Raw genomic sequence first — 24,335 nt, 5'->3', positions numbered from 1 at the left:
GTTGATAGGCCGGATATGGAAGCACGGTAACGTGTGGAGTTGACCGGTACTAATAGGCCGAGGGCTTGTCCTCAGTTGCTCGCGTCCACTGTGTTGGTTCTGAAACCACGAACAGCCCCACGTGCCACGTGTGGTGCGGCTGGCGGTTTCATAGTGTTTCGGTGGTTATAGCGTAGGGGAAACGCCCGGTTACATTCCGAACCCGGAAGCTAAGCCTTACAGCGCCGATGGTACTGCAGGGGGGACCCTGTGGGAGAGTAGGACGCCGCCGAACAATTATTGGGAGAACCCCCGCATCTGGTGATGCGGGGGTTCTCTGTTTCTTACGACGGTTCCACCAGCTTGGCGTCGTACGCCAGGATGACCGCCTGGATGCGGTCGTGGGAGCCGGTCTTCGCGAGAATGCGTCCCACGTGGGTCTTCACCGTCGACTCCGCCAGGTGGAGGCGGCTCGCGATCTCCGTGTTCGTCCGGCCCTTGCCGATGACCGTGAGGATCTCGCGTTCCCGGTCGGTCAGTGTGGTCAGGCGGGGGTCCTCCTCCGCCGCGTCGCCTGTGCCGGGATCCGTCGGCAGGTGGTGGACGTAGGCGTCGAGGAGGCGGCGGGTCAGGCTGGGCGCCACGACCGCGTCGCCGGTGGCCACCGCGCGGACGCCGGCCAGGAGTTCCTCGGGCTGCGCGTCCTTGGCGCGGATCTGGCCGGTGGAGTACTCGCCGGCGGTGGCCAGGACGCCGAGGATGCCGAGGTTGACGGTGGCGAACTGGGTGCCCAGGAGTGCGAAGACGACGCCGTCCATGCCGCCTTCGCCGGTGCCGTCGTAGGCCGCGCCGAGGCCCGCGCCCATCGCCGCGGTCAGCGGGGTCGTGGCGACGAGGGTGATCCAGGTGGAGCGCAGGGTCCAGAGCTTGTGCCACTCGGCGCGCAGGACGCGCGCCGGGGTGACGCGGTGGGGTGGCAGGGTCGTGGTGGTGGTCATGCCGTTGCCCCTTCCAGGGTCGCCGGGTACTCGAGGGCGTCGCGGGTGAGGTCCATGAAGGCCTCTTCCAGGGAGGCGGTGCCGGGGGTGAGTTCGTAGAGGGGGATGCCGTGGGCCGCGGCCGTGCGGCCGATGTGCTGGGCGGCCGTGCCGCGGACCGTCGGGGTGCCGGGGGTGTCGGTGGTGATGTCGACGCCGGCTGCGGTGAGCAGGCGCACGAGGTCGGGGGCGCGCGGGGTGACGACCTTGGTGGTGCCGGCGCCCGAGTCGCGGACGAAGTCGGTGACGGTGGTGTCGGCGAGGAGGCGGCCGCGGCCGATGACGACGAGGTGGTCGGCGGTGAGGGCCGTCTCGCTCATCGGGTGGGAGGCGCCGAGGACCGTACGGCCCTCGGCGGCGAGGGACTTCAGGAGGGTGCGGATCCACAGGACGCCCTCGGGATCGAGGCCGTTGACCGGTTCGTCGAGGACGAGGGTCGCCGGGTCGCCGAGGAGGGCGGCGGCGACGCCGAGGCGCTGGCCCATGCCGAGGGAGAAGCCCTTGACACGGCGGTGGGCGACGTCGGTGAGGCCGCCGGTGAGGGCGAGGACGTGCTCGACGCGGGAGCGGGGGGATGCCGTGGGTGAGGGCGAGGACGCACAGGTGCTGGTGGGCGGTGCGGCCGGGGTGGACGGAGCGGGCCTGGCAGGGCGCCGACCTCGGGGAGGGGCGCGGGGTGGGCGGCGTAGGGGCGTCCGTTCACGGTGGCGTGGCCGCGGGTGGGGGTGTCGAGGCCGAGGAGCATGCGCATGGTGGTGGATTTGCCGGCGCCGTTGGGCCGAGGAAGCCGGTGACGGAGCCGGGGCGGACGGTGAAGGAGAGGTCGGTGACGACGGTCCGGTCGCCGTAGCGGTTGGTCAGTTCGTGTGCGGTCAGCATGCTTCGATGCTCGTCCGCGCGGGGCCCGCGGACGTCGGACCGGCGGCGGTAATCGAGGTGAGGGGCGTCGTACCGGGGTACTACGGTGGCCCGCATGAGCTATGTGATCCGGTCCGTCCGCGCCGATGAGTGGGCTGCTGTGAAGGAGCTGCGGCTCGTGGCGCTGCGGGACCCGGTGGCGCACCTGGCGTTCCTGGAGACGTACGAGCAGGCGGTGGCCAAGCCCGAATCCTACTGGCGGGAGCGGACGCAGCGGGCCGCCGAGGGGGCGGACGCGGCCCAGCAGATCATCGCCGAGGGGCCGGACGGGCGGTGGGTGGGGTCGCTGACCGTGCTCGTGGAGGAGCCGGGGACGACCGATTGGGCCGGGTGCGCCGTGGAGCGCAAGCAGGGGCATCTGGTCGGTGTGTTCGTGCGGCCCGAGGAGCGGGGGAGCGGGCTGACGGAAGTGCTGTTCGATGCCGGGCTGGAGTGGGCGTGGGGGCGCGGGCTCGAGCGGGTGCGGCTGTTCGTGCACGAGGAGAACGGTCGGGCGCAGCGGTTCTACCGGCGGGTGGGGTTCGTGCCGAGCGGGGTGACCGTGCCGCTGGGGGACGCCGGGCAGCTGGAGTTGGAGTTCGTGCTCGAGCGGGAGTGAGGGGCGCGGCCGGCGGCCGGACCGGTGGTTCGGTGTCAGACCGGTAGCTCGTCGTGCGGCCAGCGGGCGCGGCCCTGTTCGCGGGACCTGAGCAGGGCCAGGGTCGGCAGGCCGCGGTCCGCTCCGGTGGCCAGCAGCTCCGGGAGCTGGGGGAGCGGGGCCACGGCCGCGACGTCGTCCAGGACGAGCGTCAGTGGTGGGTCGAGGCGACCGGAGGATGACCGTTCGGCCATGCGCCGGCCGCGCTCGACCACGCTGGAGACGAGGGCCGTCAGGAGGGGCATCGCGCCCGGGTGCGTCCTGGGGTCCTCGATGGATTCCCCCACCACATAGAGCGTGCCCCCTTCGTGGACGAAGGAATCCAATGCGAGGGCATCAGTTCGGTTGGGAGTGCAGGCTTCGCGGATGTTGACCGTGGAGAGCGAGGCCAGCGCACGGCTCGTCAACTGATGGGCGATGTCGCGGCGTTCGGGGTGGGCGGTGAGGGCGCCTTCCAGTTCGCCGGCGGAACCGGGGGCCGCCTTGGGACTGGTGCGGAGGATGCGTACGGCGTCCTGGATCTGGGTGCCCTGGGCCCAGCGGTGGACGTGGCGGACGGTGCGGCCGTCGACGGCGGCGGCGTGCAGGTAGCTGCGCAGGAGGGTGGCGGCGGTGTCGCTGACGGCCCGGTCGAGTGTGGCGGTGGGGCGTACGGGGTTGAGCAGGGCCGTGGCGCGTGCGGTCGCCGTCGCCTGGTCCTCGCAGCCGGCGAGGGGGGACCAGTGAAGGCGGGCGGGGGTGCTGCAGAGGTGCGTGGGGTCGTAGAGGTGGGTGGGGCCCAGCTTCGACCGGGCGTCCTTCGTCTCCTGCCACAGGGTGGGGTCGGAGGTGACGACGAGGGCGGGGCCTTCCGCGTCGCGCACCGCCTGGGCGGCGGTGGTCCGGCGGGCTTCTTTCGGTGCCACGAGGATCTTCTCCCATCCGCCCGTGCCGCCCTGCCCGAACAGGGGGGCCGGGGTGGGGGGAACGAGGGCCGGGGGCGGTGTCGTCGGCTCCACGGGAGGAGTGGCGGCGGGCTCGGGGGTCGCGCGGCGGGCGGTGGGGACCTCGTGCTGAGGACTCGCCGCGGGCGCCGGTGCCTGGTGCCGTGCCGGTTCGGGGGCTGCGGCCGGTTCCGGTACCTCGTGGTGTCCGTGCGCGGGCCCTTGGGCCCGGCGTCGTGCCCGTCCCGCCCTCCAGCGGGCGACCGTGCCGATCACGAACACCGTCAGGACGAAGAGGATCATCAGCTGGCCGATGAACAGGCCCCAGAACAGGCCGTAGCCGGAGAGTTCGCCGGCGGGTGTGGCGGGCCAGGCACCGGGGATGTCGTGGGGCCGGGCGATGAGGTCGCGCATGGCGAGGGGCGTGCGGGCGAAGGTGACGCCGGACGGCCAGGAGCCGTGGGCGAACCAGGCGGCGAGGCCGGTGGCCGTCCACACCAGCAGGGTCATGCCGAGGAGGAACGCGAGCAGGCCGACCAGCAGGCCGTCGGGGATGCCTCCTTGGTGGTCCCGCCGGGTGCGGTGGTGGTCGGGTCTCACGTGTCCCTCCCCTACGCCACCGTCGATTCGGCGTCGCCCAGGTGGTGTTCCACGAAGGCGGCGGCCCGTTCCTCCGCCTCGATCTCGGCGGCGTGCAGGGCGTCGTCCGCGAGGTCGGCGGAGGACTCGGTCATCGCGCGGTCGGTGAAGACCAGGGGGCGTTCGGTCTCGGTGACGAGGTGTTTGACGACCTGGACGTTGCCGTTGACGTCCCAGACGGCGATGCCCGGGGTGAGGCTCGGGATGATCTCGACCGCCCAGCGGGGCAGGCCGAGGACGCGGCCGGTGGCCCTGGCCTCGTCCGCCTTCTGGGCGTAGATGGTCCTGGTCGAGGCCATCTTGAGGATGGCCGCGGCTTCCTTCGCGGCGGCGCCGTCCACGACGTCCGAGAGGTGGTGGACCACCGCCACGAACGACAGGCCGAGCCGCCGGCCGAACTTCAGCAGGCGCTGGAACAGCTGTGCCACGAAGGGGCTGTTGATGATGTGCCAGGCCTCCTCGACCAGGAAGATGCGCTTCTTCCGGTCGGGGCGGATCCAGGTGTGCTCCAGCCAGACGCCGACGATCGCCATGAGGATGGGCATGGCGATGGAGTTGCGGTCGATGTGGGACAGGTCGAAGACGATCAGCGGGGCGTCGAGGTCGATGCCGACCGTGGTGGGCCCGTCGAACATGCCGCGCAGGTCGCCGTCGACGAGGCGGTCCAGGACCAGGGCGACGTCGAGGCCCCAGGCGCGTACGTCGTCTATGGCGACGTTCATCGCCTCGGCCGACTCGGGTTCGGGGTGGCGCAGTCGCTCGACGATGTCGGAGAGGACCGGCTGGCGTTCGACGATGGTCTCGTTGACGTAGGCGTGCGCGACCTTGAGGGCGAAGCCGGAGCGTTCGTCCAGGCCGTGGCCCATCGCGACCTCGATGATCGTCCGCAGCAGCGCCAGCTGTCCTGTGGTGGTGATCGCGGGGTCGAGGGGGTTGAGGCGGATGCCGTGGTCGAGGGCGGCCATCGGGTCCAGGCGGATGGGAGTGATGCCCAGCTCCTCGGCGACGAGGTTCCATTCGCCGACGCCGTCCTCGCCCTGGGCGTCCAGGACGACGACCTGGCGGTCCTTGAAGCGGAGCTGGCGCAGCACGTACGTCTTCTCCAGCGCGGACTTGCCGTTGCCGGACTCGCCGAGGACCAGCCAGTGGGGGGCGGGGAGCTGCTGGCCGTAGAGCTGGAAGGGGTCGTAGATGTAGCCCTTGCCGGAGTACACCTCGCGGCCGATGATGACGCCGGAGTCGCCGAGGCCGGGGGCGGCGGTCGGGAGGTAGACCGCCTGGGCCTGGCCCGTGGACGTGCGCACCGGGAGCCTGGTCGTCTCCACCTTCCCGAAGAGGAAGGAGGTGAAGGCGTCGGTGAGGACGGACAGCGGATCCCGCATCAGGTCCTACCTCCGAATGCCGGTGGCGAAGGGAAGGGTGTTCACGAAGGCGCGGTGGTGCTCGCGGTCGCACCACTCGAGTTTCAGGTACGACTTTCCGGCCGAGGCCCTGATCGTCCGCTTGTCGCGGGCGAGGGCGTCGGGGTTGCGGCTGGAGACGGTGATGTAGCCGACGAGGTTGACGCCGGCGGCGCCGCTGGCGAGGTCCTCGCCGCGCTGGTCGAGCCGGGAGTGGGCGGCGACGTCGCGCGGGTCGACGGTGCGGTTCATCTTGGCGGCGCGGGACGCCTCGGCCTCGTCGTTGGTCTTCTCGGTGAGCATGCGCTCGATGGCGACCTCGGTGGGTTCGAGGTCCATGGTGACGGCGACGGTGCGGATGACGTCCGGGGTGTGGACGAGGAGCGGGGCGAGGAAGTTGACGCCGACGGGGGTCATCGGCCACTCCTTCACCCAGGCCGTGGCGTGGCACCAGGGGGCGCGGGTGGAGGACTCGCGGGTCTTGGCCTGGAGGTAGGTGGGTTCCATGGCGTCCAGCTCGGCCGGCCAGGCGTTGCGTTTGGTCATCGCCTGGATGTGGTCGATGGGGTGGTCCGGGTCGTACATGGAGTGGATCAGCGAGGACAGCCGGCTCTGGCCGAGGGGCTGGCGGACGCGGATGTCGGCTTCCTGCAGGCGCGAGCAGATGTCGGTGAGTTCGCGGGCCATGACGACGGCGAGTCCGGCGTCGCGGTCGACCTTGCCGCCGTGGGCGCGGGCGGCGCGGGCCATGGCGTTGGCCTCGGCGGCGAGGTCGCGCGTGTAGTGCATGCAGGCGACGAGGTAGGCGCGGTGCTGCTCGCTGCTGGTGGACACCATCGACTGGAGCTGCTCGTAGGACTGCTGCAGCCACGGCGGTGCCTTGTCGTCGCCGCGGACGGCGACGTCCTTGGCGTGGGCGTCGGGGTCGGCGGGCAGGGTGCGGGCGAGCATCTGCAGGCGGGTGACGAACCCGTCGCCGTTGGCCACGTGCTTGAGCAGGGTGCCGAAGCGGTCGACGAGGGCTTCCTGGTCCTCGCTGTCGCGCAGGCCGACGCCGGGGCCCTCGATCTCGATGGCGGCGGTGACGGTCTTGCGGTCGGCGTGCAGGAGCACGGCGATCTCGTCGGGGCCGAAGGGGGCGGACAGCCAGGTGATGCGGCCGATGCCCGGGGGCGGGCCGACCTCGACCTCCTTGCCGTCCAGCCGGGTGCCGGCCTCGACGGCGGTGGAGCGGTAGGTGGTGCCCTGCTTGAGGGTGCGCTTGTAGCTGCGGTTGATCTCGAACCACTTGTAGAAGGTGCGGTGCTTGTACGGCACGTACACGGCGGCCAGGGCCAGCATCGGGAAGCCGGCGAGCAGCACGATGCGCACGGAGAGCACCGGGACGAGCAGGCCGCACATCATGCCGAGGAACGCGCCCACGACGATCAGGGCGATCTCGCCGGTCTCGCGGTTGCGGCCGATGATCGCGTTCGGCCGGGCGCGGCCGATCAGATACGTACGGCGGGGCGTGACCGGATGGGACACGTGGGACTCGGTCGTCAACGCCCTTCACCTCCCGTGCGGTTGGTACTGCTGTTGCGGGTGCTGCTGGCGTGGGGTGTGTTGACGGGGCTGCTCGAACGGGGTGCGGGTGCGGCGGAGGGGACGGGTCCGCCGCCGCCGTTCGGGGTGCGCCCGCTGTGTGCGGCGACTCCGCCGGAGGCGGGGTTGCTGGGGCGGGCGGCGGAGGACTGGCTGCCTCCGCCGTTGTTGTCGGCGCGGGAGCTGTGGGTCTTGATGCCCTGCGCGACGAGGCTGGCGGGGGAGCTGATGACCGCGGCGGCCTTGCTCTCCGCGCCCTGCATGAGGCGGTTGTTGCGGGAGCCGGCGATCTCGTCGCCGAAGCCGGGGACGAAGCGGTAGATCATCGCGCTGGCGAAGATGGCGAGCAGGATGATGGCGAGGCCGGAGACGACGGCGGAGAAGGCGTCGGGGCCGTCGCCCGCGGAGAGCGCGCCGGCGAGCCCGAGGACGATCACGATGACGGGCTTGATCAGGATCACCGCGATCATGATGCCCGCCCAGCGGCGGACGTGGCCCCAGAGGTTCTTGTCGACGAGGCCGGCGTAGACGACGGTGCCGAGGAGGGCGCCGACGTAGAGGAGCGCCGCCCGGATGACGAGCTCCAGCCAGAGCACGCCGGCGGCGAGGATGCTGACGAGGGAGACGACGATCAGCATGATGGGGCCGCCGCCGATGTCCTCGCCCTTCTTGAGGGCCTCGGAGAAGGTGCCGAAGAAGGCGTCGGTCTGGTCGCCGGTGGCTTTGGCGAGGACCTCGGTGATGCCGTCGGTGGCGGAGACGACGGTGTAGAGGATCAGGGGGGTGAAGGCGGAGGCCAGCACCGTCAGCCAGAGGAAGCCGATGGCTTCGGACAGGGCGGTGGTGAGGGGGACGCCGCGCACCGCCCGCTTGGCGACGGCCAGCAGCCAGAGCAGCAGCGTGAGGATCGTCGAGGCGGCGAAGACGACCGCGTACTGCTTAAGGAACTCGGGGTTGGTGAAGTCGACGTTGGCGGTCTCCCGCACGGCGTCGCTGAGCTTGTCGACGGTCCATGCGGCGGCGTCGGCACAGCCCTTGGCGAGGGAGGAGAGGGGGTCGAGGGTGGAGGTGGGGTCGAGGGACGGGTTGCCCCCGCCCGTACCGCTTCCGCTGCCGGTGTCTCCTTCGCAGATCTCCCTGGCCCGGCCTGAGAGCAGGGAGCAGTTGTCGCTGCTGGGCGAGGGTGACGGGGTGGGCGTGGGCGACGGCGTGGGGGCCGCGACCGCTCGGGAGGCGAGCAGGACGAGGGCGGTCTGCACGGCGGTGAGGGTTGCGGCGACCTTCACCGCGCGGCGCGCGCTACCGGGCATAAGTGAACCCTCCGAACTCCTCGACGGCCTTGGAGATGTCGTCCGATGTCGACACCCTGTTGTCGCCGTTGACCGGCGCGGGGCCTTCCTTCTGGGAGAAGCTGTCGACCTTCCAGTCGCCGTCGCTCCAGCGCAGCTGGAGGGTCATGGTGAACCAGTCGCTGGTGACGGGGTTCTGCGAGGTCTCTCCTGTCATCCCGAACACACCTGTGCACCAGACCTCGACGGTGGCTGTGCCGCCCGAGTAGTCGAGCGTCTTGGTGCCGACCGGCATGGTCCGTGAGACGTATGTGCTGCCCTTCGGCGCGTCGCCGTTCTCGTCCAGGCCGACCTTGTCCAGGAACGCCTTGTCGTACACCCGGTCGAGGGTGCTCTCCAACTTGGCGGCTCCGTAGGCGTCGAAGACCTGGCGGACGATCTCGGGCCGGCGCGCGGGCTTGAGGATGTCGGCCGAGACGAGCACCACGGCGAAGTTCGCCGCCGCGCTCTCCGCCCCCTCCTGGTTCTGGGCGAAGCCCGAGGGGATGCCCGCGTCGGACTTGGTCTTGACGGGGCGTTGGCCGGAGGGTGCCGTGGAGGAGGTCTCCGGTTTGTCGCCCGTGGTGTCCTTGGAGGGCGAGTCGCCCCCACCCCGATTGGCGAAGGCGATCGCCGCGATCAGGAGGACCACCACGCCGACCACCGTCACCAGGCCGCGGGACGAGGAGCGGGAGCCGCGGCGCGGGGTGCCGTAGGGGTCGGTGGTCGGGTCGGGGAGGCGGGTGCGGGTCTGGCCCGTGCCGCCGTAGCCGCCGGACGACTCGTGCTCGTCACCGGGACTCATGCCGCGTACGCCCCCTCCACGTCGTGCGGAGACACTTCGACTCCTGGTACGACGGTAGCCGTGCTGGTTCGCGCGCGGGCGCGGTGTGGTGACTCGACATCAGGGAGACGCAACCTCAGCCGGTGGGCACGACGGGCGGGTGGGATGGAGGAGGAGCCGGGGGCGTGCCCGGCCGGGACGGACGGTGCCCGGCCTACACGGCCATGCCGTACACGATGGTGAAGAGCGTGCCGAGGGAGCCGATGATGAAGACTCCTGTGAGGCCGGCGATGATGAGGCCCTTGCCCTGCTCCGCGCTGAAGGTGTCGCGCAGGGCCGTGGCGCCGATGCGCTGCTTGGCGGCGCCCCAGATGGCGATGCCCAGGCAGACGAGGATGGCCACCGCCATCACGACCTCGATCATCACCTTGGCCTCGTTGCCCAGGCTGCCGAAGGGGCCCCAGTCCGGAGCGATCCCGCCGATGATCGTGTTGATGTCTCCCTTGTCGGCCGCAAAGAGCATGTAAGTCACCGCCCCAATTGGGTAGTTCCGCATCCTCTGCGGTCGTGCAGAGGTCAGGCTCATTCTCGCCGACAATGACGCTGTCGTATGTCGACTTGGCGTCATTCATTGGCGGGTTTCGTACGAATACCTTGCCATCGTTCGGTGTCGGGACCCGAGGGAGGCGCCGGACGGCGTGCGAGGGGATCGTATGGTCACTCTGTGTATCACGGCAGGTCACGCCGGGCAATGAGGCCTGAGCGAAACCTGTCGTGCGGCTCCGTCGTTAAGCCCTCTTATGGCCAATGTCACCTTCGCATCCCGTTGCTGACGGTCGATCGGGTGTGGGGGCGCACCGGATCGTGCCGGTGTTCTCCGGGTGAAGGCTACCCAACCCGGTGGTGCCCCTCGTGCTCAGCGGGGCTTGAGGCCGTGCAGCAGCAGGTGGACGAGGCCCTCGATGCCGTCGAGGGCCGCGTCGGGGGCGAGCATGCCGGCCGCCGCGAAGCCGGCGACGCCCTGGAGGGTGGCGCCGGTCAGCAGGGTGAGGCGTTGCGGATCGCCCGCGACGATCTCGCCGCGTTCCTGGGCGTCGGCGAGCACCCGTTCGAGGGAGCCCACCGTCCGGTCGACGGCCGCCGCCATCTGCTCCGAGGCGCCGGGGTCGTGCTTGCGGGCGTACATCAGTTCCAGCAGCTCGGGGTTGTCGAGTGCGAAGGCGAGGTAGGCCCGGGCGAGGCCGGTGAGCCGCTGCTGCAGCGGGAGGGCGGGGGCGTCGGCGTCCGTGAGGGCCTGGGCCAGCCGGTCGTACCCGGTGAGCGCCAGGGCGTCGAGCAGGGCCTGCTTGTCCTTGAAGTGCCGGCCGGGGGCGGCGTGGCTGACGCCGGCCTCGCGAGCCAGTTCGCGCAGTGAGAGCGCGGCCGCCCCCTTCTCTCGCAGGGTGCGCTCGGCGCCGGCGAGGAGGGCCGAGCGCAGGTCTCCGTGGTGGTAGGGGCGGCTGGCTGACATGCCGGTCATCGTATCCCGATGTTGGCAGTGTCAGCTTTGCTGATGATGACAGCTTTGTTGTCGTTGACAGCATTGTTGGCGACGTCTACATTCGGGTCATGGCCGACCAGACGAACACGCAGAGCGACGAGAAGTGGAGCGCCGAGCGCCTTCCCGGCCTCGGCGGGCACACCGTGGTGGTCACCGGCGCCAACAGCGGCATCGGGCTCACCACGGCCGACGCGCTGGCCCGGGCGGGGGCACACGTCGTGCTCGCCGTACGGGACACCGGGCGCGGGCGGGCCGCGGCCGCGACCGTGCGCGGCAGCACCGAGGTGCGCCGGCTGGACCTGGCGGACCTGTCCTCCGTGCGGGCCTTCGCCGAGTCCTGGCAGGGGCCGCTGCACCTGCTGGTCAACAACGCCGGCGTGATGATGATCCCGAGGCGGCGCACCAAGGACGGCTTCGAGATGCAGTTCGGCACGAACCACCTCGGTCACTTCGCCCTGACGAACCTGCTGCTGCCGCACATCACCGGCCGGGTCGTCACCGTCTCCTCGGGCGCCCACCGCTGGGGCCGCGCCCGGATCCGCTTCGACGACCTGGACCTGGCCGGCGCCTACACCCCGCAGCGCGCCTACGCCCAGTCCAAGCTGGCCAATCTGCTGTTCACCCTGGAGCTCCAGCGCAGGCTGACCGAGGCCGGCTCCACGGTCCGCGCGCTGGCCGCCCACCCCGGCTACGCCGCCACCAACCTCCAGAGCCACGCGGCCAGCCCGGTGGCCCGCGCCTTCATGCGCCTGGGCAACAGGCTGCTCGCGCAGGACGACAGGGCGGGCGCCCTGCCCACCCTGTACGCCGCCACCCAGGACCTGCCCGGCGGCAGCTACGCCGGTCCCGACGGCTTCGGCGAGATGCGCGGCGCCCCGACCCTGGTGGGCCGTTCCCGGGCTGCCGCCGACCCGCTGACGGCCCGTCGGCTGTGGCGGGTGTCGGAGGAGCTGACGGGGACGTCCTTCCCCCTGGGCGGGAACGGGCAGGCGGGCGTCTGACGATCCCCGGCGCCGGGGGTCGTGCCCGCCGGGGCGCGGGGCAGGTGGCCGCCACCCGCCAGGCCGCCACTGACCGGCTCAACGCCTGGGGACTGGACGAGACGGCCTTCGTCACCGAACTCGTCGTCAGTGAACTGGTCACCAAAGCCATCCGCCACGCCGCCCCGCCCATCCAAGCGGGGCGGCGGTGGGTGAGCCGCGGGTGCTTCCGTGCGCCGGGGGCGCCTCCCGTGCTCCCGCCGTGCTCCCGCCGCGCCGCCGGTGCGGCGGTCCGTTCCGCTTCCGCCCCGACTCTCCTCCGCGTGATCATTCCCGAGCGGGCCGCCCGCCTCTACACTGAGCGGCGGACTCCTATGCGGCGAGGGGCGGTTGACGGTGCGTAAGGCGTGGATCGTGGCGAGCGTTGCGATCAGTTCCGCCCTGGCCTTCGTCATGCTGCTCGTCGTCGGGGTCTACCTCGTCGCCGGGAACCTGGTCAACGGCGTCAGCGGCGGGGCGAAGGCGCTGGCCAAGGGGTCGGTGCCCGCCGCGTACGCGGCCCTCGTGCAGAAGTGGGGCAACCTGTGCCCCGCCATCAGCCCGGCCCTGCTCGCCGCCCAGCTCTACCAGGAGAGCGGCTTCAACCCCAGGGCGCAGAGCCACGCCGCCGCGCAGGGCATAGCGCAGTTCATCCCCGGCACCTGGGCCACCCACGGCATCGACGGCGACGGCGACGGCGACCGCGACGTGTGGGACCCGCAGGACGCGATCCCCTCCGCCGCGTCGTACGACTGCGAACTCGCCTCGTACGTGAAGAAGGTTGGCGGAAACCCGACCGAGAACATGCTGGCCGCGTACAACGCGGGCGCGTACGCGGTGATCAAGTACGGGGGCGTGCCGCCGTACAGCGAGACCCGGAACTACGTGAAGAGGATCACCGCGCTCTCGGAGAGCTTCGCGGCGCCCGTCGGCCGGGTCGATCCCTCGAAGCAGGCCGCCGGCGCCATCGAGTACGCGCAGAAGAAGCTCGGCACGCCCTACCTCTGGGGCGGTACCGGCACCGCTGAGCAGGGCGGACGCTTCGACTGTTCCGGTCTGACCCAGGCCGCCTACGCGAGCGTGGGCATCACGCTCCCGCGTGTCGCCAACGACCAGTACAACGCCGGGCCGCACCCCGCGCGGGACGAGCTCCTGCCCGGTGACCTCGTGTTCTTCTCGGACGACCTCACCAATTCACGGGCCATCCGGCATGTCGGCATCTACGTGGGGGGCGGGTACATGATCGACGCGCCGCGGACCGGTGCCGTCATCCGGTTCGACCCGATCGACACCCCCGACTACTTCGGAGCCACCAGAGTGACCGAAGATGGCGCGAAAGCGCTGCCCACGACGGTGTGAACCGTCTGTGAACCCACCCCCTGAGCTGCGATGACGTGTCTCTCTTCGATAACGTCTGCGTGATCGTTCGGTGGATTGTGGAACGTATCAGCGGGGACCATGCGTTCCTGGATGACGTAGCCGAGCAACCGTCAGGAATCACGTGCCGTGGGCACATGCGTCGGCAGCGGATCCACCACCACGGGGGTGGCAGGAGCGGCGCACGCACGGGTGCGCCGGGAGAGACGACGAAGGGGCCGCAGCACCATGGCTGGACTCGCCGATTCCGGGTCGAACCCCGACGTCGATCTGCTGTACGACATCAACGGCCTGGCCAAGGCCGCCCCACCGTGGTTCGACCGGGTCATGGAGTACGTGGGCGAGTACGGGCTGTTGCTCGCCATCGTGCTGCTCGTGGTGTGGTGCTGGTGGTCCGTGCGCAGGCGCGGCGGCGAGGACGCGGCGTCCACCGTCGCGGCCCTGGCCTGGGCGCCGCTGGCCGCCGGTCTCGCCGTGCTGGTGAACGTGCCGATACGGGGCTTCGTCGAGCGGCCGCGGCCGTTCCTGGACCACCAGGGCCTCGAGGTGCTCGTCCAGGGCAAGACCGACTACTCGTTCGTCAGCGACCACGCGACGATCGTCATGGCGCTGGCGGTCGGGCTGTTCGTCGCCCACCGCAGGTTCGGGCTCGTCGCGCTCGTGCTGGCCCTGTTCGGCGGGTTCATCCGGGTCTACATGGGCGTGCACTACCCGACGGACGTGGTCGGCGGGTTCGCGCTGGGCACGGCCGTGGCGCTGCTGCTGTCGCCGGTGGCCATGGCCCTGCTGACGCCGGTGGTGAAGGCGGTGGAGCGCTCGCCCCGGGCCGGGTGGCTGGTGCGGGCCGCAGGGCGTGCCGAGGACGAGGACGACGCGGTGATCCCCGAGTCGCGCGACGAGCGGGCCTCCGAGCGGGACCTCGCCGCGTAGGGCCCGGCGCCGGGCGGCTCACAGCGCCTGCGGGTGGCTGAAGAAGCGGTTCGGGTCGTACTGCTTCTTCAGCCGGGCCAGACGCGTCGCCGCTTCCCCGTAGTACGCCGTGCGCCAGTCGGACAGCGTGGGGTCGGTGTAGTTCTGGTAGGCCGCCCCCGAGGCGTGCGGGCGCATCGCCCGGTGGGCCTCCGCCAGCCAGTCGCGAGCCGCCGTGCCGCTCGTGCCGGCCCGCCAGGCGGCGATGTACTGGGCGAGCATCCGTGAACGGCGGTGCACGAAGGCCGTCGCGGTCGGCGGGACGCGGTTGACCGCTCCGCCGAGGGCCGTGAGGGCGATGCTCCCCGTGCCGCCGCGCACCGAGCCGATGCCGGACAGCAGCGCGCGGATGCCGGCCGCGGACAGGGACCGGTCGAAGAAGTCCGACGCGGCGGCGTAGGTCTCACGGCCCAGGGCGCCCTGCGGGGAGCGGCCCGGGGTCGAGCCCGGCAGATGGCACTGGGCGTCCGTCGGGAACGAGGAGCAGCCCGCGTACACCTCCATCGACTCCTCGTACGAGCGGCGCCTGAGGGAGACACTGCGCGCCGGGGCGCCCACGCGGTCGGCGAGGCGGTCCACGGCGTTCCGGAGCTCGCCCTGGGTGCCCAGGGAGAACGCCGCGACGGAGACGGTCGGGGTGGAGCCGGCGGCGCTCGCCAGGTGCAGGGAGGACCAGATCTCGTCGGGCTGCGCCGGGCCCCACTCCTGCCAGGCCGTCACCACCGCGGCGGCCTTCGACCAGGGCCAGGACAGGTACGCCGAGACACCCTGGGGAGCCGGGTGGGTCGTGAACTGCAGTTCCGTCACGACGCCGAAGGTGCCGTTGCCCGCGCCGCGCAGGGCCCAGAAGAGGTCCTTGTTCTCCCGGGCGTCGGCGGTGAGCTGCCTGCCGTCGGCGGTGATCAGTGTGGCCCGGGTGAGGCTGTCGCAGGTCAGGCCGTAGGCGCGGGAGACCACGCCGTGCCCGCCGCCGAGGGTGAGGCCGGAGACGCCGACGGTGGGGCAGGAACCGGCCGGGATGGTGACGCCCTTGGCGGCGAGAGCCCGGTAGACGTCGATCAGCTTGGCGCCCGCGCCGACCACGGCGGTGTCGCCGGAGGCCCGGACCCGGGCGAGTTCCGAGACGTCGATGATCAGCCGGCCGTCGCCGGACGACCACCCGGCATAGGAGTGGCCGCCGTTGCGGATCGCCACGCGCAGGGCGTGGGCGCGGGCGTAGGCCAGGACCGTGCGGATGTCGTCCGGGTGGGCCACGTACGCCACCGCGGCCGGCTTGAGGGTGTCGAAACGGGTGTTGTAGAGCTGCCGGGCCGTCTGCCAGGCACGGTCGCCGGGGCTGACCAGGGGGCCGTCGAGGTCGCGGGCGAGCGCCTTCCAGTCGGCGGCCGCGGAGTTCGCCGTCGTGGTGGTCCGCGTGGTGGTGGCCGGGGCCCCGGAGTGGGGGCCGCCGCCCGGCGTGGTGCAGGCGGTGGTGGTGAAGGGGGCCGCGGCGGCGGCTGCCGCGCCGGCGGTGAGGAGTGTGCGGCGTTCCATGGGGCCTCCCGGTCGTTGCGTCGGGGGAGACGGGGTGGTGGGGGCGGAGGTTCCATGACGCCGGGGGTTCCCGGTGGGGAGGGTCCCCCGTCCGCCGGTTTCCTCAGCCCGTCGCGTGTCTCTCCGCGTCGGTGCGGGCCTGGCTTCTCGCGCGTCTGGCCGGGCCGTACCAGCCGCAGCTGCACCGGGCCACGCAGAAGCGGCCCTTCTCCGTTGTCGTCGTGCGGTGTTCCGGGAGGTTGGGGGGAGGTTCCAGCCCGTCCATCTGCGCCACGCCGACCACCGTAACCGGCGCGGGTGAACGGCGGGTGCGCCGGTGGCCCGCGCCCGCGTGACGGGGTCACCCGCCCGTCGTTAAGCGGGGCGACGAGGGGTGCCCGTGACGGACGTACCGGCTGGGGGTAGGCAGGCGATGACTGGGCGGCAGCGCGAGAGGTGGCGCGGGCGGACGGGTGCGGCGGTCGCCGCGGCGGGGGTCGCGACCGCGGTGGGGATCGGGGCCGGAGGGTGCGCGGGCGGGGCCGCCGTCGCCGGGGACGCACGGGGCGGGGACGCCGTCGTCGCCCTGCGCGAGGCCGCCGACCGGCTGGTGGAGGCGGGGAGTTCCCAGGCCCGGACGTCGATGGAGATGGCCGCCGGAGGGACCCGGGTGACCATCCGGGGCGCCGGGGTCTACGACTACCGGGAGCGGCTCGGGCGGCTCCGGGTGCTGCTGCCGCAGGACCCCGCCGGCACCGCCGGCCACCGGCCCATCACCGAACTGCTCGCGCCAGGCGCCCTGTTCATGAAGAACCGGGGCGCGGGCGTGCCCCCGGACAAGTGGGTGCGGCTGGAGACGGGGACGCTGTCCGACGGCAACCTGGTCACCGGCGGGGCCACCGACCCGTTCACGGCGGCGGAAGTGCTGCGCGGGACGCGCTCGGCGACGTACGTGGGCCGCACCGAGGTCGCGGGAGCCGGCGTGCGGCACTACCGCGGGACGGCCGACCTGGGGGACGCGGCCGGTCGGGCCTCGAAGGGGAACGCGGGGGCGCTGCGCGCGGCCGCGAAGGGATTCGCCACGGCACGGGTGCCGTTCGACGCCTACCTCGACGACGAGGGGCGCATCCGCAAGGTCCGCCACCGGTTCAGCTTCGTCAACGGGCGGCAGAAGAGCCCGGTCGCCGTCGCCTCGACCACGCTGCTCTACGACTTCGGGGCCCCGGTCCGGGTGCGGCTGCCGGACGAGGACGACATCTACGCGGGCCGGATCGCCGAGGAGTGACCGGCCTGAACTAGCCCGTCCGTGCCATGCGCGGTGCGTGGCCCGCTCCCTACTCTAGGAAGCCGGTGACGGCAGGGACGAGGTGACGCACGTGGCTCCGCTCGGCGGTACGGCAGTTCAGGACCACGTGGCCCTCGCCGAGATCGAGCTGTGCGGGGACCTGATCATCGCGGCCTCGGCCGCGCAGGAGCGGCTCAGCCTGGAGAGCATCGACGAGGTGCTGAAGGTCGCCGAGGAGCGCGACGCCTGCGGCGGCTGACCCGGGGCTCAGGTCCGCAGCATGCGGGCGATCGCCTGGGTCGCCTCCTTGACCTTCGCGTCGATCTCGTCACCACCCTTGACGGCCGCGTCGGCGACGCAGTGCCGCAGGTGCTCCTCCAGCAGCTGCAGGGCGAAGGACTGCAGGGCCTTGGTGGAGGCGGAGACCTGCGTGAGTATGTCGATGCAGTAGACGTCCTCGTCGACCATGCGCTGCAGACCGCGGATCTGGCCCTCGATGCGGCGCAGGCGCTTGAGGTGTTCGTCCTTCTGCTGGTGGTACCCGTGCACCCCGTGGTCGTGCTCCGTCACGATCTCCGCACCCGCGGTGTCGGCGGTGCCGGTGGTGACCTGCGCGACATCTGTGGTGTCGGTCACGTCCGTCATCGCTTCCTCCTGGTGTGCGGCCAACCGATGGATACCCCTGGTGGGTATATGGTACCGAATTTTTCGGGGTATACGGCCCTCGGGCCGCCCCCCTGCTCACCACTGTGCCCGATGGGCGACACTGGTGGGCGGCCCGATAGCCGTGGCCGGATGATGCGCCTAGCATCAGCCTGACCGAAACCGAAGCACCCCGAGGACCCCACGTGCGCTTTCGTCTGACCCCCAGGGAGACGAGCTTCTACGACATGTTCGCCGCCTCCGCGGACAACATCGTCACGGGCTCGAAGCTCCTGATGGAACTGCTCGGGGCGGACGCATCCGCCCGGGCCGAGATCGCGGAGCGTATGAGGGCAGCGGAACACGCAGGTGACGATGCCACGCACGCGATCTTCCACCAGCTGAACTCCTCCTTCATCACACCGTTCGACCGCGAGGACATCTACTCCCTCGCCTCGTCCCTCGACGACATCATGGACTTCATGGAGGAGGCCGTCGACCTGGTCGTCCTCTACAACGTCGAGGAACTGCCCAAGGGCGTCGAGCAGCAGATCGAGGTGCTGGCGCGCGCGGCCGAGCTCACGGCCGAGGCGATGCCGCACCTGCGGACCATGGAGAACCTCACCGAGTACTGGATCGAGGTCAACCGGCTGGAGAACCAGGCCGACCAGATCCACCGCAAGCTGCTGGCGCACCTCTTCAACGGCAAGTACGACGCCATCGAGGTCCTCAAGCTCAAGCAGATCGTGGATGTGCTGGAGGAGGCGGCGGACGCGTTCGAGCACGTGGCGAACACGGTGGAGACCATCGCCGTCAAGGAGTCCTGACCTCTTCATGGACACCTTCGCTCTGGTCGTGACCATCGCGGTCGCGCTGTTCTTCACGTACACCAACGGTTTCCACGACTCGGCGAACGCGATCGCCACGTCCGTCTCGACCCGCGCGCTGACGCCGCGGGCCGCGCTGGCGATGGCCGCGGTGATGAACCTCGCCGGCGCCTTCCTGGGCTCGGGGGTCGCCAAGACCGTCAGCGAGGGGCTGATCCAGACACCGGAGGGTTCGAAGGGGATGGGCATCCTCTTCGCCGCGCTGGTGGGCGCCATCGTCTGGAACCTCATCACCTGGTACTTCGGGCTGCCCTCGTCCTCCTCCCACGCGCTGTTCGGAGGCATGGTCGGGGCGGCGCTGGCCGGCGGGACGACGGTCTACTGGGACGGGGTGCTGGAGAAGGTCGTCATCCCCATGTTCATCTCGCCGGTGGTCGGTCTGATCGCCGGTTACCTGGTGATGACCGCGATCATGTGGATCTTCCGCAAGGCCAACCCGCACAGGGCCAAGCGCGGATTCCGGATAGCGCAGACCGTCTCGGCGGCCGGTATGGCCCTCGGGCACGGTCTGCAGGACGCGCAGAAGACGATGGGCATCGTGGTCATGGCCCTCGTCATCGCGGACGTCGAGGACTACGGCGACCCGATCCCGGTGTGGGTGAAGGTCGCCTGCGCGGTGATGCTGTCGCTGGGCACCTACGCCGGCGGGTGGCGCATCATGCGGACCCTCGGCCGCAAGATCATCGAGCTGGACCCGCCGCAGGGCTTCGCGGCGGAGACCACGGGCGCCTCGATCATGTTCATTACGGCGTTCCTCTTCAAGGCGCCGATCTCCACCACGCACGTGATCACCTCGGCCATCATGGGCGTCGGGGCGACCAAGCGCGTCAACGCCGTGCGGTGGGGCGTCGCCAAGAACATCATCCTGGGGTGGTTCATCACGATGCCGGCCGCGGCGCTCGTGGCCGGGGCGTCCTTCGGGCTCGTGAACCTGGCGTTCCTGTAAGCACCCGAGCACACGAAAAGGCCCGCCCCTGGGAGCAGGGGCGGGCCCTTTTCGGCCTCGCGGTGGCACCGCCATGCAGCACCGCGAGGAGTCGCGGCCGGCGCCGATCAGCCGAAGCGGCCGGAGATGTAGTCCTCCGTGGCCTGGACCGACGGGTTGGAGAAGATGCGCTCCGTGTCGTCGATCTCGATGAGCCGGCCCGGCTGGCCGACCGCCGCGAGGTTGAAGAACGCCGTGCGGTCGGAGACGCGGGCGGCCTGCTGCATGTTGTGCGTCACGATGACGATCGTGAAGCGCTCCTTCAGCTCGCCGATCAGGTCCTCGATCGCCAGCGTGGAGATCGGGTCGAGGGCGGAGCAGGGCTCGTCCATGAGCAGGACGTTCGGCTCGACGGCGATCGCCCGGGCGATGCACAGGCGCTGCTGCTGACCGCCGGACAGGCCCGAGCCGGGCTTGTTCAGACGGTCCTTCACCTCGTTCCAGAGGTTCGCGCCCTTGAGTGACCGCTCGACGATGTCGGAGAGCTCGCTCTTCTTGTAGGTGCCGTTCAGGCGCAGGCCCGCCGCCACGTTGTCGAAGATCGACATGGTCGGGAACGGGTTGGGCCGCTGGAACACCATGCCGACCTCGCGGCGCACCGACACCGGGTCGATGCCGGTGCCGTACAGGTCCTCGTCGTCCAGCAGGACCTTGCCCTCGACACGGCCGCCCGGGGTGACCTCGTGCATCCGGTTCAGGGTGCGCAGGAACGTGGACTTGCCGCAGCCGGACGGGCCGATGAACGCCGTCACCGAGCGCGGCTCGACGGTCATCGAGATGTCCTCGATCGCCTTGTGGGAGCCGTAGTAGGCGGTCAGTCCGCTCACGTCGATTCGCTTGGCCATGATTGCTTCACTTCCAGTCAGATCAGTCGCTGTGGCCGCTTCAGCGACCGGTCTTCGGGGCCTTCCAGCGGGCGATGCCGCGGGCCGCCAGGTTCAGGACCATGATGAACGCGATGAGCGTCAGGGCCGCCGCCCACGCCCGGTCGTACGCCGCGCCCGAGCCGCCGCTGTTGGCGTACTGCAGGTAGATGTACATCGGCAGCGAGGCCTGCGGGTCGCTGAACGGGTTGGCGTTGATGAAGTTCGTGCCCCACACCAGCAGCAGTACGGGGGCGGTCTCACCGGTGATGCGCGCGATGGCGAGCATGACGCCGGTGGTGATGCCGCCGACGGAGGTCGGGATGACGACCTTCAGGATGGTGCGCCACTTCGGCACGCCCAGCGCCAGCGACGCCTCGCGCAGCTCGTTCGGGACGAGCTTGAGCATCTCCTCGGTGGAGCGGACCACCACGGGGATCATCAGGATGCACAGGGCGAGCGAGCCGGCGAAGCCGGACGGACCCAGGTCGAACATCAGGACGATGCTGAGGATGAACAGACCCGCGACGATCGACGGGATGCCCGTCATGACGTCGACGAAGAAGGTGACGGCCTGGGCGAGCCTGCCGCGTCCGTACTCGACGAGGTAGACCGCGGTCAGCACGCCGACGGGCACGGAGATCAGGGTGGCGATGCCCACCTGCTCCAGCGTGCCGAGGATGGCGTGGTAGATACCGCCGCCGGGCTCGCTGTCGGCGACCACACCCATCGAGTGGGTGAGGAAGTACATGTCGAAGACCTTCACACCGCGCTGCACGGTCTCCCAGATCAGGGACGCCAGCGGGATGACGGCGAGGAGGAACGCGACCCACATCATGCTGGTGGCCGTCCGGTCCTTGGCCTGGCGCTTGCCCTCGACGCCCGCGGAGACGGCGTACGACCCGACGACGAAGAGGAGCGCGGCGATCAGGGCCCACTGGATGTCGCTCTGCAGACCGGCCGCGGCGCTGATGCCGTAGCCGAGGGCCGCCGAGCCGGCGGCGACCGCCCAGGCGAACCACTTGGGCAGGCTCGCGCCGCGCAGGGAGCCGGGGTTCTTGGCCGGCTTGCCGGCGAGGGATGCGTTGCTCATGCGTTGGCCCCCGAGTACTCCTTGCGGCGGGCGATGATGAGGCGGGCCGCGCCGTTGACCAGCAGGGTGATGACGAAGAGCACGAGGCCGGAGGCGATCAGCGCGTCCCGGCCCAGCTCGGTGGCCTCGTTGAACTTGCTGGCGATGTTCTGGGCGAAGGTGCCACCGCCCGGGTTGAGCAGGCTGGTGGTGATGTCGAAGGTCGGCGAGAGGACCATCGCGACGGCCATGGTCTCGCCGAGGGCGCGGCCGAGGCCGAGCATCGAGGCGGAGATGACGCCGGAGCGGCCGAAGGGCAGCACGGACATCTTGATGACCTCCCAGCGCGTGGCGCCGAGGGCCAGGGCGGCTTCCTCGTGCATCTGGGGGACCTGGCGGAAGACCTCGCGGCTCACGTTGGTGATGATCGGCAGGATCATGATCGCGAGCAGGATGCCGACGGTGAACAGCGAGCGGGCGGCGCCGCCGTTCCACTGGAAGACGCCGGTCCAGCCGAGGTAGTCGTCCAGCCAGCCGTAGAGCCCGTCCATGTGCGGCACGAGGACGAGGGCGCCCCACAGGCCGTAGACGATGGACGGTACCGCGGCGAGCAGGTCGACCACGTAGGCGATCGGGCCGCCGAGCCTGCGCGGGGCGTAGTGCGTGATGAACAGGGCGATGCCGACCGCGATCGGGACGGCGATGACCATGGCGATGATCGACGACACGACGGTGCCGAAGGCCAGGACCGCGATGCCGAACACCGGCGGGGCACCGCTGGGGTTCCACTCGAAGGTGGTGAAGAAGTTGGCCTCGTCCTTGCTGATCGCGAGGACGGCGCGGTAGGTGAGGAAGGCCGCGATGGCGGCCATGATCACCAGCACGAAGATGCCGGACCCGCGGGAGAGTCCGAGGAAGATCCGGTCTCCGGGGCGGGTGGCGCCGCGCGCGGCGCGCTGCTGCTCGGCCGTGCCGGGCAGGGGGGACGTCGGGGGCGAACTGGGGTTCTGTGTGGTGGTGTCCATCGGGTTCTCCGGTCTGCGGAGCCGTCCGTGGTCCGGAGGGCTCGTGGCGGCGGTGCACCGGACGGTGCGGCCCGTCCCCGGTCGGGGCCGGGCCGCACGCTGCGTCAGCTCAGACCGTTGACGGTCTCGCGGACCTTGGCGATGACCTCGTCGGGCATCGGGGCGTAGGCGGCGTCGGTCAGCACTCCCTGGCCGTCCTCGGACGCCATGTAGCCCAGGAAGGACTTGACGGCGGGCAGGGTGTCGGCCTTGTTGCCCTTGTCGCAGACGATCTCGTAGGTCACCAGCGTGATCGGGTAGGCGCCCTCGGCCTTGGTCGCGTAGTCGAGCTTCAGCGCGAGGTCCTTGCCGGTGCCGACCTGCTCGGCCGCGGCGATGGCCTTGGTGGCGTTGTCCAGGGTGGCCTCGACCGGCTCGGAGGCGCCGGTGTCGATGCTGACCGTCTTCATGCCGTCCTTGGCGTAGGACAGCTCGAAGTAGGAGATCGCGCCCTGGGTCTGCTTCACCTGCTGGGCCAGACCGGAGGAGCCCTGCGCGGACTGGCCGCCCTTGGCCTCCCAGGCCTTGCCCGGCTCGTACTTCCAGTCGTTCGGCGCGGCGGCCTTCAGGTACTTGGTGAGGTTGTCCGTGGTGCCGGACTCGTCCGAGCGGTGGAAGGCCTGGATCTTGAGGTCGGGCAGCTTGGCGTCGGGGTTGAGCTTGGCGATCGCCGGGTCGTTCCACTGGGTGATCTTGTTGTCGAAGATCTTGGCCAGGGTGGAGGCGTCCAGGACGAGGCTGTCGACGCCCGGGACGTTGAAGCCGATGGCGATCGGTCCGCCGACCATCGGAAGGTCGATGGCCTGGCCGCCGGAGCAGACCTTCTTGGACTGCTCGACCTCTTCGGGCTTCAGCGCCGAGTCCGAGCCGGCGAAGGCCGTCTGGCCCTGCAGGAAGGCGGTGATGCCCGCGCCCGAGCCGGTCGGGTTGTAGTTGACCTGCACGTTCTTGCAGGCCGCGGTGTACTGCTTGACCCAGGCGTCGATGGCGTTCTTCTGCGCCGAGGAGCCAGAGGCCTGCAGCTGGCCCTTGGCGTCGTCGCACTTGATGTTGCTCGGCGCCGCGTTCGTGGAGTCGCCACCGCTCTTGCCGCCGGTGTCGTCGGAGCCGCACGCCGTGAGGGCCAGGGCGCCGGAGACGGCGAGAGCACCGAGAGCGAGGGCCCGCCGGTTCATGCGCTGAAGCTTCACTTGAGTTCCTTCCAGGAGCCGCCGTCCTGATCGGCGGCGTGCGAAGTCTGGGTGTCGCGGACGTGGGCCCTCCCAGCGGGCGGCTCGCGTCGTAAGGCCGAAATTAGGCAGATCAGGTGAAGCCGTCGATGGCCGCACATGAACGAGGGGTGAACCCCTGCCGACGGTGTGGTTAGGTCACGGAATGCTCACGGGGAGAACACGTGGGGATTCCGGTCGGCGGGTGTGTCGCGCCGTGTGACGGCGGACCGTGCTAGTCCGGTGCCCCGGCCGGCCGGGGCCGGTGCAGCACGGTGAGCAGGGCGTCGACGTAGAGGCGGTCGTGCGCCTGGGTGAGGTGGGCCCGGGCCTCGGCCGGTGGCAGCCACAGCACCCGGTCCACCTCGCTCGTCGGTGTGAAAGCGCAGCTCAGAGCCTCGGCTGCCCAGTAGCGCACCCGCTTGGGGCGGCCGTTCGCCGTGTAGCGCACCGTCGGCAGCTCGGCGCCCGGCACGGCACGGCAGCCCGTCTCCTCGGCCACCTCGCGCAGGGCGCCGTCGCGTGCGTCCTCGCCGCGCTTGAGTTTGCCCTTCGGCCACGACCAGTCGTCGTATTTCGGCCGGTGGACGAGACAGAGCTCCAGTTCACCGGTGCCGGCGGAGCGGCGCCACAGGATGCAGCCCGCGGCCTGGACGGTGGTGTCCTCGGGGATGCTCACCGGA

General features: G+C 70.8%; 23 protein-coding genes, 2 rRNA genes and 1 pseudogene. 10 read left to right on the top strand and 16 right to left on the bottom strand.

The features are described 5' to 3' along the window. Together ACFW6P_RS07795 and rrf are read left to right on the top strand one after the other, a co-directional pair. A 23S ribosomal RNA gene (locus ACFW6P_RS07795) occupies positions 1-73 on the top strand; the annotation flags it as partial. Between the two features lie 84 nt (positions 74-157). Continuing rightward, positions 158-274, top strand: a 5S ribosomal RNA gene (rrf, locus tag ACFW6P_RS07790). 49 nt (positions 275-323) lie between these two features. Here rrf and ACFW6P_RS07785 read toward each other — a convergent pair. Beyond that, complete coding sequence (locus ACFW6P_RS07785; RefSeq protein ID WP_386347412.1) at positions 324-977, bottom strand: response regulator transcription factor; 654 nt, start codon at positions 975-977, stop codon at positions 324-326. After that, positions 974-1,895 (bottom strand): annotated as a pseudogene (locus tag ACFW6P_RS07780) (ATP-binding cassette domain-containing protein). The gene ACFW6P_RS07785 and the pseudogene ACFW6P_RS07780 overlap by 4 nt, the downstream one beginning before the upstream one ends. A gap of 94 nt (positions 1,896-1,989) precedes the next feature. Between ACFW6P_RS07780 and ACFW6P_RS07775 the strand changes: the two are divergent. Continuing rightward, positions 1,990-2,532 (top strand): GNAT family N-acetyltransferase, encoded by a 543-nt coding sequence (locus tag ACFW6P_RS07775; protein WP_386347409.1) that lies wholly within the window; start codon positions 1,990-1,992, stop codon positions 2,530-2,532. A gap of 35 nt (positions 2,533-2,567) precedes the next feature. Here the strand turns inward: ACFW6P_RS07775 and ACFW6P_RS07770 are convergent, their stop codons facing one another. The 7 genes from ACFW6P_RS07770 to ACFW6P_RS07740 form a co-directional block, all read right to left on the bottom strand. Further along, entirely contained in the window at positions 2,568-4,094 is a 1,527-nt protein-coding gene (locus ACFW6P_RS07770; protein ID WP_386423161.1) for a type IV secretory system conjugative DNA transfer family protein, read from the bottom strand. A gap of 11 nt (positions 4,095-4,105) precedes the next feature. After that, positions 4,106-5,515, bottom strand: a complete 1,410-nt coding sequence (locus tag ACFW6P_RS07765) for an ATP-binding protein (protein WP_386347404.1) — start codon at positions 5,513-5,515, stop codon at positions 4,106-4,108. Positions 5,516-5,521: 6 nt separating this feature from the next. Further along, entirely contained in the window at positions 5,522-7,078 is a 1,557-nt protein-coding gene (locus tag ACFW6P_RS07760; RefSeq protein WP_386347401.1) for an SCO6880 family protein, read from the bottom strand. Further along, complete coding sequence (locus ACFW6P_RS07755) at positions 7,075-8,427, bottom strand: hypothetical protein (protein WP_386347398.1); 1,353 nt, start codon at positions 8,425-8,427, stop codon at positions 7,075-7,077. The genes ACFW6P_RS07760 and ACFW6P_RS07755 overlap by 4 nt, the downstream gene beginning before the upstream one ends. Continuing rightward, entirely contained in the window at positions 8,417-9,250 is an 834-nt protein-coding gene (locus ACFW6P_RS07750; RefSeq protein ID WP_386347396.1) for a hypothetical protein, read from the bottom strand. Before ACFW6P_RS07750 ends, ACFW6P_RS07755 begins: the two co-directional genes overlap by 11 nt. Before the next feature lie 193 nt (positions 9,251-9,443). Beyond that, a complete protein-coding gene (locus ACFW6P_RS07745; protein WP_386347486.1) occupies positions 9,444-9,752 on the bottom strand; it encodes a hypothetical protein in 309 nt (102 codons plus the stop codon). A 393-nt stretch (positions 9,753-10,145) separates the two neighbouring features. After that, complete coding sequence (locus tag ACFW6P_RS07740; protein WP_386347393.1) at positions 10,146-10,748, bottom strand: TetR/AcrR family transcriptional regulator; 603 nt, start codon at positions 10,746-10,748, stop codon at positions 10,146-10,148. An 89-nt stretch (positions 10,749-10,837) separates the two neighbouring features. Between ACFW6P_RS07740 and ACFW6P_RS07735 the strand changes: the two genes are divergently transcribed. The 3 genes from ACFW6P_RS07735 (at position 10,838) to ACFW6P_RS07725 (ending at position 14,095) form a co-directional block, all read left to right on the top strand. After that, positions 10,838-11,770, top strand: a complete 933-nt coding sequence (locus ACFW6P_RS07735) for an oxidoreductase (protein WP_386347390.1) — start codon at positions 10,838-10,840, stop codon at positions 11,768-11,770. A gap of 369 nt (positions 11,771-12,139) precedes the next feature. Continuing rightward, a complete protein-coding gene (locus ACFW6P_RS07730; RefSeq protein ID WP_386347387.1) occupies positions 12,140-13,147 on the top strand; it encodes an NlpC/P60 family protein in 1,008 nt (335 codons plus the stop codon). A 246-nt stretch (positions 13,148-13,393) separates the two neighbouring features. Beyond that, positions 13,394-14,095: a phosphatase PAP2 family protein gene (locus tag ACFW6P_RS07725; protein ID WP_386347384.1), complete on the top strand. Its 702-nt coding sequence runs from the start codon at positions 13,394-13,396 to the stop codon at positions 14,093-14,095. Between the two features lie 18 nt (positions 14,096-14,113). Here the strand turns inward: ACFW6P_RS07725 and ACFW6P_RS07720 are convergent, their stop codons facing one another. Further along, on the bottom strand, positions 14,114-15,667 hold the full coding sequence (locus ACFW6P_RS07720; RefSeq protein WP_386347382.1) for an FAD-binding oxidoreductase: 1,554 nt from the start codon (positions 15,665-15,667) through the stop codon (positions 14,114-14,116). Positions 15,668-16,079: 412 nt separating this feature from the next. Between ACFW6P_RS07720 and ACFW6P_RS07715 the strand changes: the two genes are divergently transcribed. Next, positions 16,080-16,931 (top strand): hypothetical protein, encoded by an 852-nt coding sequence (locus ACFW6P_RS07715; protein WP_386347379.1) that lies wholly within the window; start codon positions 16,080-16,082, stop codon positions 16,929-16,931. 91 nt (positions 16,932-17,022) lie between these two features. Further along, positions 17,023-17,190, top strand: a complete 168-nt coding sequence (locus tag ACFW6P_RS07710; RefSeq protein ID WP_386347492.1) for a hypothetical protein — start codon at positions 17,023-17,025, stop codon at positions 17,188-17,190. 8 nt (positions 17,191-17,198) lie between these two features. Here the strand turns inward: ACFW6P_RS07710 and ACFW6P_RS07705 are convergent, their stop codons facing one another. After that, positions 17,199-17,576 (bottom strand): metal-sensitive transcriptional regulator, encoded by a 378-nt coding sequence (locus ACFW6P_RS07705; RefSeq protein ID WP_386347376.1) that lies wholly within the window; start codon positions 17,574-17,576, stop codon positions 17,199-17,201. 203 nt (positions 17,577-17,779) lie between these two features. Between ACFW6P_RS07705 and ACFW6P_RS07700 the strand changes: the two genes are divergently transcribed. Continuing rightward, positions 17,780-18,400 (top strand): DUF47 domain-containing protein, encoded by a 621-nt coding sequence (locus ACFW6P_RS07700; RefSeq protein WP_020269925.1) that lies wholly within the window; start codon positions 17,780-17,782, stop codon positions 18,398-18,400. Between the two features lie 7 nt (positions 18,401-18,407). Then, a complete protein-coding gene (locus ACFW6P_RS07695; RefSeq protein WP_386347373.1) occupies positions 18,408-19,406 on the top strand; it encodes an anion permease in 999 nt (332 codons plus the stop codon). Positions 19,407-19,513: 107 nt separating this feature from the next. Here the strand turns inward: ACFW6P_RS07695 and pstB are convergent, their stop codons facing one another. The 5 genes from pstB to ACFW6P_RS07670 form a co-directional block, all read right to left on the bottom strand. Then, complete coding sequence (pstB, locus tag ACFW6P_RS07690) at positions 19,514-20,290, bottom strand: phosphate ABC transporter ATP-binding protein PstB (protein WP_386347371.1); 777 nt, start codon at positions 20,288-20,290, stop codon at positions 19,514-19,516. 40 nt (positions 20,291-20,330) lie between these two features. Further along, complete coding sequence (gene pstA, locus ACFW6P_RS07685; RefSeq protein ID WP_386347369.1) at positions 20,331-21,401, bottom strand: phosphate ABC transporter permease PstA; 1,071 nt, start codon at positions 21,399-21,401, stop codon at positions 20,331-20,333. Further along, the gene (gene pstC / locus ACFW6P_RS07680; protein ID WP_386347366.1) at positions 21,398-22,405 is read right to left on the bottom strand and encodes a phosphate ABC transporter permease subunit PstC; all 1,008 of its coding nucleotides are present in this window, start codon (positions 22,403-22,405) and stop codon (positions 21,398-21,400) included. The genes pstA and pstC overlap by 4 nt, the downstream gene beginning before the upstream one ends. 104 nt (positions 22,406-22,509) lie before the next feature. After that, positions 22,510-23,634: a phosphate ABC transporter substrate-binding protein PstS gene (pstS, locus tag ACFW6P_RS07675; protein WP_386347364.1), complete on the bottom strand. Its 1,125-nt coding sequence runs from the start codon at positions 23,632-23,634 to the stop codon at positions 22,510-22,512. A gap of 253 nt (positions 23,635-23,887) precedes the next feature. Further along, positions 23,888-24,331, bottom strand: coding sequence for an NUDIX hydrolase (locus ACFW6P_RS07670; RefSeq protein ID WP_386347361.1), 444 nt, complete (start codon positions 24,329-24,331; stop codon positions 23,888-23,890). Between the last annotated feature and the right edge of the window lie 4 nt (positions 24,332-24,335).

Origin of the sequence: Streptomyces sp. NPDC058741, from assembly GCF_042746715.1 — a bacterium.
Taxonomy (GTDB): domain Bacteria; phylum Actinomycetota; class Actinomycetes; order Streptomycetales; family Streptomycetaceae; genus Streptomyces.
The sequence above is the reverse complement of the archived record's forward strand: the minus strand, read 5'-3'. Positions and strand labels throughout refer to the sequence as shown.